Below are 14885 nucleotides of genomic sequence, written 5' to 3' on the forward strand. Positions count from 1 at the left end.
CACCCGGTCTGTAAGTGATTGGCCTGTCTTGCCGGCCTCACACGATGGCTTGTTTCCTCGAATCCGGCCCCATTTTCAGCGCCTGCCCAAGCCGCTCCCGGCCATCCATGGCCTCCGCGGCATAAGTCCATCCGTGGACAAAACTCGCTTCGCTCAAACAAGGGCAGGCTTGAATCTGAAAAAGGAGCCGGATTCGAGGCGCCATCAAGATCGGCCAACAAGGCAGGCCAATCACCCCGTAAGTAGTTACGACAAGCCATTGTATCGTTGTATCTCTTTGCGCACTTTGCGTTCTTCGCGGTTGAATCGAGAGATCGAGCGGGGTCGGAGTCAAGCCGCGTATTTCCGGAAATCGGTTGATCCATTTCGGCCGGCTTGACTCCGACCCCTGAGTGCACCGCTACACTATCACCGGCTCGTCCCGCAGGTAGGAAATGGAGGGCAGCGGGTCCTCCTCGTGCATGGCGTCCTCCAGCAGTTCCATCTCATCCCGGCCGAGCCGGGCAATGTGGTAGAGCGCCTCGCCCTGGTAGGCCAGGGGGAGGGTGGTGCGGCCGATGACAATGCCGCGCCAGGGTGAGAACACCTGGGCCTCACGCTCGCCGAACGGATCACTGATATAGCCGAGCACCTCGTTCTTGTCCACGGTGGCGCCGAGTGGCGCGATGGCGCGCAGGATGCCGCTCTGGGAGGCGCGCACCCAGGCGCTGGTATGGGTAATGACCGAGGCCTGGCCGCTGCCGGGACGTCTTGAGGCCGGCAACATTTTCAGGTGGCGCATGACCCGGACGATGCCGCGCAGCCCGATACGGATCGAGTGTTCGTCGAAGCGCAACGCCTCGCCGCACTCGTAGACCAGCATCGGGACCCCCAGGGCGGCCCCGGACTGGCGCACCGAACCCTCGCGCAGGTCTGCGTTGAGGGTGACCGGGGTGCGAAACGCCTCCGCCATGGCGGCGGCCACCGGGTCGTTCAGGTCGGCGCGCACCTGGGGCATGTTGGCGCGGTCGATGGCGGCGGTATGCAGGTCGATACCGTGGCTGCACTGGGCGACGATCTCATTGAGAAACAGGTAAGCCACGCGGCCGGCCAGGGAACCCTTTTCCGAGCCCGGGAAGGAGCGGTTGAGGTCGCGCCGATCCGGCAGGTAGCGGGAACGGTGCAGAAAACCGGGTACATTGACAATGGGGACCGCGATCAGGTCGCCGCGCAGTTTTTTCAGCAGCGGCAGGCTGAGCAGGCGGCGAATGATCTCCACCCCGTTGATCTCATCGCCGTGGATCGCCGCGCAGACGAACAGCCGTGGCCCCACCTTGCGGCCGCGGATCACATGTACCGGCATGGTCATCGGCGTATGCGTGTAGAGCTGGGCGAGGGGCAGGTCGATGGTCAGGTTCTGGCCGGGCAACACCTCGCGGGTACCGATGCGCAGCGGTTGGTCCATGGTTCAACCCTTGCCCCGGGTCTTGGTGTGGTGGGGGCGGCCGTTTTTTTCAATGAATTCGATAATGGTGTTGGCGATGTCCTTGTTGGTAGCATGCTCGATCCCCTCCAGCCCGGGGGAGGAGTTGACCTCCATCACCACCGGTCCGTGATTGGAACGCAGCAGATCCACACCACAGACGTTGAGCCCCATGACCCGGGCGGCGCGCACCGCGGTGGAGCGCTCCTCGGGGGTGATGCGGACCAGGGTGGCCGAGCCGCCGCGGTGCAGGTTGGAGCGGAACTCGCCTTCCCGGGCCTGGCGTTTCATCGCCGCCACCACCTTGTCGCCGATCACCAGGCAACGCAGATCGGAGCCCTTCGATTCGCCGATGAACTCCTGGACCATGATGTTGGCCTTGAGCCCCATGAACGCCTGGATCACACTCTCGGCGGCTTTATGGGTCTCCGCCAGCACCACGCCGATCCCCTGGGTGCCTTCCAGCAGTTTGATCACCACCGGCGCGCCGCCAACCTGGGTCATCAGGTCATTGATATCATCGGGTGAGTGGGCAAAGCCGGTGACCGGCAGTCCGATCCCCTTGCGTGCCAGCAGTTGCGCCGAGCGCAGCTTGTCGCGGGCCCGGGTGATGGCCACCGATTCATTCAGCGGATAGACCCCCATCATCTCGAACTGGCGCAATACCGCGGTGCCGTAAAAGGTGATGGAGGCGCCGATCCTGGGGATCACCGCATCGAAATCATCCAGGGTTTCGCCCTTGTAATGGATCGAGGGCCGGTGCGAGGTGATGTTCATGTAGCAGCGCAACGGGTCGACGACCCGAACCTGGTGTCCGCGCGCCTTGGCGGCTTCCACCAGTCGCATGGTGGAGTACAGCTTGGCATTGCGAGACAGTATGGCGATTTTCATTCACGATTTCCTGATTGTTCTGATGAGGGGTTGCCCGGCTGGCCGGCCTGATAGGAGCGCGCGGCATCGACCAGAAAGTTCCCGCGTAAAGCTGTGCGACCCAGCAGCATACGAAACAGCATGGTGTCACGATCGGTCAGTGTCAGCTCGATGCGTTTGCTGAACGGGCCGATGAGCACTTCGGTTTCGATTACATAACGATTTTCCCGATGCCCGCCCGAGTCGGTCACCACCCGTTGATCAAGCAGATCCGCGGTGCAGATGAGGACCGTCTCGCGGTCCCGCTGATGGGGGTGTACACCGAAGCGCACGCGATCACGGCCCCGCTCCCGGTAGGGGTCGATAAAAAACGTGTGCAACGCCGATGTGCGGGCGCCGGTGTCCACCTTGGCCTTGATATGCGGAATACCCAGCTCAGGCAGGGCCAGCCACTCTCTCCAGCCCAGGGTCAGCAGCGTGCTTGCCGGGGTTGCTTGTTGTTCTTCGGATACTCGCATCTCAATGCCTATCTTAGCACCTGGGGTTCCCCGTCCGAGAGAAAAATATTCATCTCCAGCCGGGCCGCGGTGTCCACAGCAGCGGGGGATCAACTGCTAAACTTTCCCTCATCACCCGGACATTCTCTGATGTTACCTCTCGCTGTAGCCACTGCAGCCATCCACATCCGGACCAGGGAGATTTATTGAGATGAGTACCTCGTACAAGCAGGCGGCAACGCTGACGGTCGGGCAGACAGACTACACTATTTATCCTTTTGATCAGCTGCGGCAGCGGTTTGCCATCGAGCGGCTCCCCTTCTCACTGCGCATCCTGCTGGAGAATCTGCTGCGCCACGGCGATGAGATCTACGTGACGGATGAAGATGTGGAGTACCTCGCCGGCTGGGACCCGCTGGCCGAGCCGTCCCAGGAGATCGCCTTCGTTCCCTCCCGGGTACTGCTGCAGGACTTTACCGGTGTACCGGCCATTGTCGACCTGGCGGCGATGCGCGATGCGATGGTCGAGCTGGGCGGCTCGCCCGCCAGCATCGATCCGCTCTCCCCGGTGGAGCTGGTGATCGACCATTCGGTGATGGTGGACCACTTCGGCGCGGCGGATTCACTGAGCCGGAATACCGAGATCGAGATCGAGCGCAACCTCGAGCGCTATAAATTTCTGCGCTGGGGCCAGACCGCGTTTGAGAATTTTCGCGTGGTGCCCCCAGGCACCGGGATCGTGCATCAGGTGAATCTGGAGTATCTGGCACGCGGAGTCTTCACCCGGCAGCGCGACGGCGAGCAACTGGCCTATCCCGATACCCTGGTGGGGACCGACTCCCACACCACCATGATCAACGGGCTGGGCGTGCTCGGCTGGGGGGTGGGCGGTATCGAGGCGGAGGCCGCCATGCTGGGTCAGCCGATCACCATGCTGATACCCCAGGTGGTGGGTTTCCGGCTGGTTGGAAAGCTGCCCGAGGGGGCGACGGCCACCGATCTGGTGCTGACCGTCACCGAGCAGCTGCGCCAGTTCGGGGTGGTGGGGAAATTCGTCGAGTTTTTCGGCAGCGGCCTGGCCAGCCTGTCGCTGGCGGATCGTGCCACCATCGCCAATATGGCGCCGGAATATGGTGCCACCTGCGGGATATTCCCAGTGGATGCCGAGACCATCCGCTATCTGCAACTGACCGGGCGCGACGAGCACCGGCTGCAACTGGTCGAGAGCTATATGCGGCGCCTGGGGCTGTGGCACGATGCGGACACGCCGGAAGCCGCCTACAGCGCCCTGTTGACGCTGGACCTGTCGGAAGTGGTGCCCTCCATCGCCGGCCCCCGACGGCCCCAGGACCGGATCGCCCTGACCGAGGCGAAGAGCGGTTTTTTACGCTTGCTATCCGAACACAACGCCCAGGCGCAGGCCGATGTCCGGGTCACCGATTTCGACGAGGAGGGGGGGCACCCGCCGAGCGATTCCGGCGCGGTGGAGGTCAGCTACCGGGGCGAAACGTTTAATCTCGAACAGGGGGCGGTGGTGATCGCCGCCATCACCAGTTGCACCAACACCTCCAATCCGGCCGTGCTGGTGGCCGCCGGGCTGCTGGCGAGGAATGCCAGGAAACTCGGCCTGAAGACCAAGCCCTGGGTGAAGACCAGCTTCGCCCCCGGCTCCAAGGTGGTGACGGATTATCTGCAGCGCACCGGCCTGATGGAGGAGCTGGAGGCGCTGGGCTTTTACCTGGTGGGGTATGGCTGCACCACCTGTATCGGCAACTCCGGGCCGCTGGCGCGTGAGATCAGCCAGGCCATCAATGCCGGCCACCTGCTGGTGACCTCGGTGCTCTCGGGCAATCGCAATTTCGAGGGCCGGATACATCAGGATGTCCGGGCCAACTACCTCGCTTCCCCGCCACTGGTGGTCGCCTATGCGCTGGCCGGCAACATGGCGGTCGATCTGTATAACGACCCGATTGGATATGACCAGGGTGGTAAACCGGTGACCTTGGCGGCTATCTGGCCGGACAACGCCGAGATCCAGCGGGTCATGGTCGGTGCCCTGGATGCGGCCATGTTCAGGGACAAATACCAGGATGTCTACAGCGGAAACGAGACCTGGAACAACCTGCCGGTGGAGACCGGTGAACGCTACGCCTGGAGCGAATCCACCTATGTCCGCCGGCCGACCTTTTTTGAACGGATTGCCGAGAAGCAGCCGGGTGTGGCGCCGATTCAGGATGCCCGTTGCCTGGTGAAGGTGGGCGACAGCATCACCACCGACCACATCTCGCCGGCCGGTGCCATCGCCATCGACAGTCCGGCGGGCCGCTATCTGCAGGCGCATCAGGTGGCGCCCCAGGACTTCAACTCATACGGTTCACGCCGCGGCAATCATGAGGTGATGATGCGCGGTACCTTCGCCAATGTGCGCCTGCGCAATCAACTGGCGCCGGGTACGGAGGGGAGCTGGACGCGTCATCTCCCGTCCGGTGAGCAGCTCTCCATATTCGATGCCGCGGAGTGCTACAGGCAGGAGCAGACGCCACTCATCGTGCTGGCCGGCAAGGAGTACGGTACCGGCTCCTCGCGCGACTGGGCGGCCAAGGGGCCGGCGCTGTTGGGGGTGAAGGCGGTGCTCGCCGAAAGTTATGAGCGCATTCATCGCTCCAATCTGATCGGCATGGGCATTCTGCCGCTGCAGTTCGTGGCCGGCGAGTCCGCCGACTCCCTGAGGCTGGATGGTACGGAGTATTATTCCATTCCTGCGGTCGCCGTGGGCCAGGACCTGGTCGAGGTCTCGGTGCGCCGCGAGGGGGGGCGTACGTTCAGCTTCAGCGCGAAAATCCGCATCGACACGCCCAACGAATTCTCCTATTACGAAAACGGCGGCATACTGCACTTCGTATTGCGGCGCCTGGCGGCGGGGTGATGCGGCCGCGCCGTTCTCAGCTCCCGGCGGACTCCATGGACGACACGTATTCGCCGTGCCGGGCGGCGCCGTTCAGTTGCGCCCGCCGATACAGCGCGGCCTGGGCCGCCGCCACCTGCTCCGGCTTACCGCCCCAGGCCTGCAGCGCCGGCTGTTGCAGGGCCCGGCCATAGGAGAAGCTCAACTCCCAGGGCTGCGGCGCCAGGCAGTTCATGGCATTGAGGTTGGCCGTGGCCTCTTCCGGGGTCTGGCCACCGGAGAGAAAATTGATACTGGGAAGCGCCGCCGGCACTGTGCGGCGCAGGATCCGCACGGTCTGTCGCGCCACCTCCTCCGGATCGGCCCGCTCCCCATGGGCCTTGCCCGGGGTGACCATGCTCGGCTTCAGCAGGGTGTGTTCCAGCACCACGCGGTGCCGATGCAGGGCATGGAACAGTTCATGCAGTACCGCCTCCGAGACCGCCGCGCAGCGCTCGATGCTGTGCTCGCCATCCATCAGCACCTCCGGTTCGACAATCGGCACGATGCCCTGGGCCTGGCAGATGGCGGCATAGCGGGCCAGTACCTCGGCATTGGCCGCGATCGCCAGCCGGCTCGGGGTATGGTCGGAGATATGGTAGACGTTGCGCCACTTGGCGAATCGCGCCCCCTGCGCCTTGTACCCCTCCAGTCGTTGTTCCAGGCCATCCAGTCCCTGGGTGATCTCATCCCCCGGGGCGTTGACCAGCGCCCCTTTGCCCTTGTCGACCTTGATGCCCGGCACCACCCCTTGGCGGGTGGCCAGTTCCGGCAGCGGCGTGCCGTCATCGGTCTGCTGTCCGAGGGTCTCCTCGAACAGGATGATGCCGCTGATGTAATCACCCAGATTCGGCGTCTCCAGGATCAGGCTGCGATAGCGGCGACGCTGCTCTTCGGTGGATTCAACGCCGATGGCGTCAAAGCGCTTGGCGATGGTGGGACTGCTCTCGTCGGCGGCCAGAATCCCTTTGCCTTTCTGTACCAACAGCTCGATGGTTGCTTGAAGCTGGTCCTGAGTATTCATTTTCCCCACTCCCTGTACGTTGTGAATCATCGGATCATTGTTCAGTGAGTATAGACAGCCGGTCGGGGAAGGTATTTCTGATTCCCTTAAGGTGCGAACAATTCCCCGCCTTTCGGGTGTAGCATATGGAAACGAACAGAGGCCGAAAGCAGGGTACGAATGAAACAGCTGGATCCGGACTATCTACGCGATCAGATTATCGGGGTGGATGCACTGCTGCGAACCCCCTTCGGGGAGCGGCGCATGGTCTATGCGGACTACACCGCTTCCGGACGGGGGCTCCGGTTTGTCGAAAGGTATCTGCAGCGACTGCTGCGGCTATATGCCAACAGTCATACCGAGGACGACAGCAGCGGCCGCACCACCACCGGCCTGCTGCATCAGGCCGAGCAGATCATCAAGCAGGCCGTCAATGCCGGGCCCGAGGGACGCATCATTGCCTGCGGCAGCGGCGCCACCGGGGCCATCGACCGCATGCAGCAGCTGGTGGGGGTCAAGCTCCCGGCGGCCAGCCGCCAGGTGATGCACTCCCTGCTGCAGGGGTTTGCCGGTGCCACCCAGGCAGAGGCATTCGCCGACTACTGTCAGGCGCATCAGCCGGTGGTGTTTGTCGGGCCCTACGAGCACCACTCCAACGAGGTCTCCTGGCGTGAGAGCCTGGCGACGGTGGTGGAGGTGCGGCTGGATGCGGAGGGTGGCACCGACCTGGCAGACCTGGAAAGGTTGCTGAAATTGCCCGTATACCAGGGGCGGCTGCGGATCGGCTCATTCTCCGCCGCCTCCAATGTGACCGGCATGAAGTCGCCGGTGCATGAGATCGCCGCCCTGTTGCATCGCCATGAAGCCCTGGCCTTTTTCGATTATGCGGCCAGTGCCCCCTATGTCGAGATCGATATGAATCCGCCACTGGTAGCGGGAGCGGGGGACAGATCACTGGATGCCGTATTCATCTCCCCGCATAAATTTGTCGGCGGCCCCGGCGCCAGTGGCGTGTTGGTGTTCAACCGGCGCTGTTATCATCCCGAGCTGGCGCCGAGCGTGGCGGGCGGCGGCACGGTGGATTACGTGGGGCCGGAGAGTCACGACTTCGTCAAGGACATCGAGGCCCGGGAGAGCGCCGGCACGCCGGGGATCCTGCAGACGCTCAAGGCGGCCCTGGTGTTTCAGATCAAGCAGGCGGTCGGCCAGGCGGTGATCGACCGGCGGGAGACGGATTACCTGCACCGGGCGCTAGAGCGATGGGGTCGCCATCCACATATCGAGATCATGGGGAATCCCGATCCGCAACGGCGTATCGGTATTGTCTCGTTCAATCTCCGGGGGCCAGGCGGCCGCTACTACCATCCACGCTTCGTCACCACGCTGCTGGACGATCTGTTCGGGATCCAGAGCCGCGCCGGCTGTTCCTGTGCCGGTCCCTATGGCCACAAACTGCTGGGAATCGATGATGCCCTGGCGGAGGAGTTCCGGGCGGTGATTGCCGAGGGACACTGTGGCATCAAACCCGGCTGGTGCCGGATCGGCTTGCATTATCTGTTCGACGAGGCCGAGGTGGCCTATCTGCTGGAGGCGGTGGAATTTGTGGCGGAGTGGGGATATCGCTTTCTGCCGCTCTACCGCTTCGATTCGGCCAGCGGTCTCTGGACTCATAGGGACCGGCCCGAGGCAGATATCGGTTTTTCCCTCGACCAGGCGCTTGAAACCGCCGCTGTGGCGGACGAACAGTTGAGTGTTGCGCAGCGACGGGAGCACTATGCGGCCAACCTGGCGGCGGCGCACCGCTATGCGCAAGCGCTGGGTGAGGGGGAGCGCCATGAGGTGACCCTGGACGGGGAGGAGGGGGTGCTGCAGTTTTTTCTGCTCACCCGTGAGAGTTTAGGAGTTTGAAGGGAGACGTTTGAAGGAGCAGGCCCTGTGCTTGCCTGGGTTGGTACAACCGAAGGTTTCGGGCAACCACGGGCGGTTGCCCCTACGGGGAGGTTGAACACCGGACGGGCGACCCGATCGTAGCGGCAGGCCCCCGTGCCTGCCCGGGTCGGACTGCATTCAGGATGGGTGGAGCGCCTACATGAACTCTCCGCCGGCTCCCTCTCCGGCGCGTAACCCATCGTGCACCTGCATCCGTATCCGAAGATGGGTTACGGCGCGTCCGATCGCCGCGAATTGCCGTCAACAAGGGTGCCGCGCCTCCACCCATCCTACACGCTTCACCCTTCAAACTTCACACTTCACCCGCTAGACCTTGAACTGCCCCATGACATGCTTCAACTCAGAGGCCAGCCCCGACAGCTGCTTGCTGGTCCGGGCTATCTGCTCCGAGTGATCGGCGGTCTGGCCGGTGACATCACTGATGGCGGTGATGTTGCGGCTGATCTCCCCGGCCACCATGCTCTGTTGCTGGGCGGCGGTGGCGATATGCTCATTCATCTGGCTGATGGTATTGATTGACTGGGTGATCCGGTTCAGTGAATCACCGGCATGGGCCGCCTCGGTGACACCGGTTTCCACCCGCTTCTGGCTCTGGGACATCATGTTGGCGGCATTCTGGGATTGACGCTGCAGCCCCTCGATCATGCTCTGGATCTCCTGAGTCGCTTTATGAGTGCGGGTGGCCAGGGTTCTGACCTCGTCGGCCACCACTGCAAATCCACGCCCCTGCTCACCGGCACGGGCCGCTTCGATGGCCGCGTTCAGGGCCAGCAGATTGGTCTGCTCGGCAATGTTGGTGATCACCTCGACCACCTTGCCGATGCCGTCACTGTCCGTCTCCAACTGGCGAATCACGTCGAACGCCTGGTTGACATCTTCGGCCAGGGTGTTGATGCAGGTGATGGCATTGTTCACCACCTTGCCCCCTTCGAGCGCCTCGGCATCGGCCTGATTGGCCGCTTCGGAGGCGCTGCCGGCGCTGTTGGCCACTTCGTTGGAGTTGGCTTCCATCTCGGTCATGGCCGTGGCCACCTGCTGACTCTCCAACTGCTGGCGGCGCACGCCTTCGATACTCTGGGTGGTGATGTCGGTGAGGTGCGCGGACTCCTCGGCCAGTTTCAGGGTGGAGGCGTTGACCTGGTGGATGATGGAGCCGAATTTATCCATCATCAGATTGATGGCGAAGGCCAGCCGGCCGAGTTCGTCGTTGGATTTCACCTCGGCCCGCAGGCTGAGGTCGGACTGCTGCTCGATGGCGCGGACCACATCGGTGACCCGGCGCAACCGCGAGACCACCAGTTTTTTCAGGATGAAGCTGATGATGACCAGTCCGGCGATCAGCAGCGCGGAGTTGAGCCCGATATTTACCCAGAGCTCCTTGAGTACGGTGTTGTCCAGGTTCTTCAGTGAGAAGTCTACCCGTACCGCACCCAGCACCTCACCTTCGGGTACCTGATGGCAGAGCAGGCAGTTGGTGCCCCGATAGTCCTTCTCGGCACGCATGGGGATAATGACCGTCAGCACCCGGCCGTTGTCGTCCTTATACAGGGAATCGATTTTCTCCCCCGCCAGGGCGCGTTTATCCAGCTCATCCCTGATGCTGTTCTGTTCGGTGCCGGCACCGAAGGTCTTGACGACCCCCTCACCCCGGATGATGCGGGCATCCAGCACCTCCTCGCGTGAGGTCACTTTTTTCCGCGAGATCTCCTTGTTGGCCATCCCGCCGGTCAGCATCAGGGTGTTTACGTTGTCGAAGTAGGAGTCGGCCAGGGTTTCGGTCTGATCCATGACCATGTGCTCGACCAGGTTACGCTGGCTGTTGAACTGATAGAGGGCGGAGACGATCAGTATCAGGAGAAACAGCACCACCAGGGCAAGGTCTATCTTGGTGCTGATGGAGATACCTCTGGCGGAGGCGTTACTGGCTTGTTTCATTTTAGGTCCCCGGGTAATTCCAGTTGTGTCGCAATATCCATGAGCGAAGATTCTTCTATCGATGATTTCCCCACTCCCTATTGCGACTTGCCAGGGTGTTTCTTTAGGTGTTTCCCCTACATTTTTTTGGGACATTGATCTGGGTCAGTATCCCGGAAGGGCGTGTGGCGGTGTGTTCCCACGGGGCAAATCTGTAAAATAGCCGCTCTTCTGTTGAACGGACTGCTGTTGTGAAGGTTGAGTCAATACCCGACGTCGAGTTGCTGGATCGCTGCCTGATCCAGGAGCGCCATCAATTACGTAGGCAGATCAATGCCTTACAGAGAAAGCGGCGCGAGGGAAAAAGCCTGGACGATGATCTGGAGCGCCTGTGGAAGCGGCTTGAACAGTCCCGGCAGATGGTCGAGCAGCGGCAACAGCGCCTGCCAGAGCCGCGGTTTCCCGCGGAACTGCCGATCAGTGAACGCCAGGCGGAGATTGCCGAGCTGATCCGAAAGCACCAGGTGATCATCCTCTGTGGTGAGACCGGATCGGGTAAATCCACCCAGTTGCCGAAGATCTGCCTGGCCCTGGGGCGCGGCGTGTTCGGACGCATCGGCCACACCCAGCCCCGGCGCATTGCCGCCCGCGCCCTGGCTGCCCGCATCTCCGAGGAGCTGGGCCGGGAACTGGGGGATTCGGTCGGTTACAAGGTGCGATTCCACGATCGGGTCGGACCCAACAGTCACATCAAGCTGATGACCGACGGCATGCTGCTGGCCGAGATCCAGCAGGACCGCTATCTGACCGAATACGACACGCTGATTATTGACGAGGCCCACGAGCGCAGCCTGAATATCGACTTCCTGCTGGGTTATCTGAAACAGCTGCTGCCGAAACGCCCTGACCTGAAGTTGATCATCACCTCGGCCACCATCGACCCCGAGCGGTTCTCCAAGCATTTCCGGGATGCCCCGATCATCAACGTCAGCGGTCGCACCTTCCCGGTCGAACTGCGCTATCGGCCGCCCGCGGAGGAGGGCGGCGGCGAGCGGGATGATGCGATACAGCAGGGGATTCTGGCCGCGGTAGATGAGCTGTCACGGATCGACCGGGGCGATATCCTGGTTTTTCTCAGCGGCGAGCGCGAGATTCGCGAGACCGCCGAGAACCTGCGCAAGCACAAGCTGCCGCTGACCGAAGTGCTGCCGCTGTATGCCCGCCTCGGACCGGCCGAACAGGCGCGGGTGTTCAGGAGCGGCGGCAGCCGGCGCATCATCCTCGCCACCAATGTGGCGGAAACCTCGCTCACCGTGCCCGGTATCCGCTATGTCATCGACGTGGGCTATGCCCGCATCAGCCGTTACAGCCATCGCAGCAAGGTCCAGCGCCTGCCGGTGGAACGCATCTCACGGGCCAGTGCCGACCAGCGCAAGGGGCGCTGCGGCCGGGTCGCCGCCGGGGTCTGTATCCGGCTCTATGACGAGGAGGATTTTGCCACCCGTCCGGAGTTTACCGAGCCCGAAATACAGCGCACCAACCTGGCCTCGGTGATTCTGCAGATGAAACTGCTCGGTTTCGGCAATATCGAGCAGTTTCCCTTTGTCGATAAACCCGACAGCCGGCTGATCAAGGACGGATACCGGGTATTGGAGGAGCTCGGGGCGATGGACGCCGACCGGCGGATAACGTCGATCGGCAGGGCATTGTCCCGTCTGCCGGTGGATCCCCGGGTGGGACGCATGTTGCTGGCGGCGACGGAAAACCACTGTCTGAACGAACTGCTGGTGATCGCGGCCGCGCTCAGCGTACAGGATCCGCGGGAGCGTCCCCTGGACAAGCAGCAGGCGGCCGATGAGGCGCACCGGGAATTCCGCCATGAGGAGTCCGATTTCCTCACCACCCTGAACCTCTGGCGCCACCTGGAAGAGGTGCAGCAGCACCTCTCGCGGCGTAAATTCCAGGCCCACTGCCGGAGCCGGTTTCTCTCCTGGACGCGGGTGCAGGAGTGGCGTGATATCCACCATCAGTTGCGTGGGCAGCTGCATGAGATGGGTTATCGGGAGAATGAGCAGGCCGCGGATTACGCAGCCATTCACCGCTCCCTGCTGACTGGCTTGTTGAGCCATGTCGGTCTGCACCAGAGCGGCAAGGGGCGTGAGTACCTGGGGGCCAGGAACAGCCATTTTTTTATCTTTCCCGGCTCGGCGCTGTTCAAAAAGCAACCCAAATGGGTGGTGGCGGCCGAACTGGTTGAGACCAGCAAGCTCTATGCGCGCAACGCGGCCGCGATTCAACCGGAGTGGGTGGAGGCGATCGCCGGACACCTGATCAAGCAGGAGTATTCCGAACCCCATTGGGAAAAGAAGCGCGGACAGGTGGCCGCCTATGTCCGCATCACCCTGTTCGGTCTGCCGATCATCTCCCGGCGCAAGGTCAATTACGGGCCGATCAACCCGCTGGAGGCGCGGGAGATCTTTATCCGCTCGGCACTGGTAGACCGGGATTTCCATACCCGGGCCCCGTTCTGGCGGCACAATCACCAGGTGATCGACTCGATACATCTGTTGGAGGAGAAGACCCGGCGGCGCGATCTGCTGGTGGATGAGCAGACCCTCTACGACTATTACGACCAGCGGATACCGGCCGCGGTCTACAGTGCCGCCCAGTTTGAAAAGTGGTTGCGTCAGGTGAGCCGGGAGCAGCCCAAGCTGCTGCATATGCGCGAGGATGACCTGCTGGCCAATCCGGCCGGCGACGTGGCGGACCGGTATCCCGATACCCTGGAGATGGGCGGCCTGCGGCTGCCGTTGGAGTATCACTTCAATCCCGGCGACCGAGCCGACGGGGTCAGTCTGAAGATACCCCAGGCGGTGCTCAATCAGGTCCCGGAGGCGCGTACCGACTGGCTGGTTCCCGGGCTGCTGCGCGAGCGGATCATCGCCCTGCTGAAATCCCTGCCGAAGGCGCTGCGCAAATCCTTTGTGCCGGTACCTGATTATGCCGACGCCTGTCTCAAGGTGATGACCCCTTCGGACAAGCCGCTGACCCGCCAGCTCTCGGATCAGTTACATCGGATGACCGGAGTCTATATCCCCGAGGACGCCTGGCAGGAGAGGGCGGTTGAGGCCCATCTGCGGATGAATTTCCTGGTACTGGATAATGCGGGGCATCCGCTGGCCGAAGGGCGTGATCTGCAGGTGCTGAAAAAGCGCCACGGGAGCCAGGGTGAATCGCGTTTCCACCCCGCCACGGAGACCGGACTGGAGCGGGAAGGGGTGACGGACTGGGACTTTGCACCGCTGCCGGAGTCGCTGATGTTGGAGCGTGGTGGGATCAGGCTGCCCGGTTTCCCCTCCCTGGTGGAGACGGAAGAGGGGGTGGCCGTGCGTATTGTGGATTCCGAACAGCATGCCAGGGAGGCGCATCGCCGGGGGGTGGCTAGGCTGCTGATGCTCAGGTTGGCCAAGGAGACCCGCTATATCCGGCGCAATCTCCCGCAGTTGCAAAAGCTGCGTCTGCAGTATGCCAAGGCGCCGCTGCTGCCGGATCAAGGCAAGGCGAATCCGGTTGACCTGGAACAGGAACTGGTCGTGCTCATTGTGGATCTCACCTTTATCGCCGGGCGGCCGGAGATCAGGGATGCCGAGACATTCAATGCCCGTATCGAGGCTTGCAAGCCGCAACTGGTGCCGATGGCCAATGAGGTTGCCCGGCTCGCCGCCGAGATCCTCGATCAGTATCAGCAGCTGTCCAAAAAGCTGGCGACCTGCACCCAGATCAACTGGATGGCCTCGCTCGCGGATATGCGTCAACAGCTCGACCGCCTGGTGTTCAAGGGCTTCTTCGGGCAGACCCCGATACAACAGCTGCGTCAGTTGCCGCGCTATCTGACGGCGCTGCAGCGTCGCCTGGAAAAACTCAGCCACGCGGCGACGCGTGATCAGCAACTGCTGCGGGAGCTTCAGTCACTCCATCAGCAGTGGTCGGAGCGCGATCAGCGGGAACGCAGGAAGGGCCGGGTGGACGAGCGGCTGGAGGAGATCCGCTGGGCATTGGAGGAGTTGCGTGTCTCGCTGTTTGCCCAGGAGCTCAAAACCGCCTATCCCGTCTCCATAAAACGGATTGAAAAACGCTGGAAGGAGTTAGGGCTATAACCGGGCGCACCTGGCGGCACCGGTATTCGGGTCGGCAGGGAGGCCTGTTGAGTAATATAATGGTGCGGCCTGTGGTTACTACTTACTA

8 protein-coding genes are annotated in these 14885 nt (G+C 62.5%); 3 read left to right on the plus strand and 5 right to left on the minus strand.

Features of this window, described 5'->3' with window-relative positions; translation table 11 throughout:
• Positions 1–400: 400 nt before the first annotated feature.
• From O9K64_RS18530 to O9K64_RS18540, 3 genes are read right to left on the minus strand one after another with little or no spacing between them, the layout of a single operon-like run.
• Complete coding sequence (locus O9K64_RS18530) at positions 401–1444, minus strand: succinylglutamate desuccinylase/aspartoacylase family protein (protein ID WP_275099589.1); 1044 nt, start codon at positions 1442–1444, stop codon at positions 401–403.
• Positions 1445–1447: 3 nt separating this feature from the next.
• A complete protein-coding gene (gene rimK, locus O9K64_RS18535; protein WP_260295475.1) occupies positions 1448–2353 on the minus strand; it encodes a 30S ribosomal protein S6--L-glutamate ligase in 906 nt (301 codons plus the stop codon).
• Positions 2350–2850: an ATP-dependent zinc protease gene (locus tag O9K64_RS18540; RefSeq protein WP_275099590.1), complete on the minus strand. Its 501-nt coding sequence runs from the start codon at positions 2848–2850 to the stop codon at positions 2350–2352. The genes rimK and O9K64_RS18540 overlap by 4 nt, the downstream gene beginning before the upstream one ends.
• A 190-nt stretch (positions 2851–3040) precedes the next feature.
• Here O9K64_RS18540 and acnA point away from each other — a divergent pair, with 190 nt between their 5' ends.
• Positions 3041–5755, plus strand: coding sequence for an aconitate hydratase AcnA (gene acnA / locus O9K64_RS18545; RefSeq protein ID WP_275099592.1), 2715 nt, complete (start codon positions 3041–3043; stop codon positions 5753–5755).
• Between the two features lie 16 nt (positions 5756–5771).
• On the opposite strand, the gene O9K64_RS18550 is transcribed toward acnA, so the two are convergent.
• Entirely contained in the window at positions 5772–6797 is a 1026-nt protein-coding gene (locus O9K64_RS18550; protein ID WP_275099593.1) for a class I fructose-bisphosphate aldolase, read from the minus strand.
• A gap of 159 nt (positions 6798–6956) precedes the next feature.
• Between O9K64_RS18550 and O9K64_RS18555 the strand changes: the two genes are divergently transcribed.
• Positions 6957–8684, plus strand: coding sequence for an aminotransferase class V-fold PLP-dependent enzyme (locus O9K64_RS18555; protein WP_275099594.1), 1728 nt, complete (start codon positions 6957–6959; stop codon positions 8682–8684).
• A 348-nt stretch (positions 8685–9032) separates the two neighbouring features.
• Here the strand turns inward: O9K64_RS18555 and O9K64_RS18560 are convergent, their stop codons facing one another.
• Complete coding sequence (locus O9K64_RS18560) at positions 9033–10661, minus strand: methyl-accepting chemotaxis protein (RefSeq protein ID WP_275099595.1); 1629 nt, start codon at positions 10659–10661, stop codon at positions 9033–9035.
• Between the two features lie 230 nt (positions 10662–10891).
• Between O9K64_RS18560 and hrpA the strand changes: the two genes are divergently transcribed.
• On the plus strand, positions 10892–14797 hold the full coding sequence (hrpA, locus tag O9K64_RS18565; RefSeq protein WP_275099596.1) for an ATP-dependent RNA helicase HrpA: 3906 nt from the start codon (positions 10892–10894) through the stop codon (positions 14795–14797).
• The last annotated feature ends 88 nt before the right edge of the window (positions 14798–14885 follow it).

This window comes from Sedimenticola hydrogenitrophicus (assembly GCF_029017505.1).
In the GTDB taxonomy this organism is placed as follows: Bacteria; Pseudomonadota; Gammaproteobacteria; order Chromatiales; family Chromatiaceae; genus Sedimenticola; species Sedimenticola hydrogenitrophicus_A.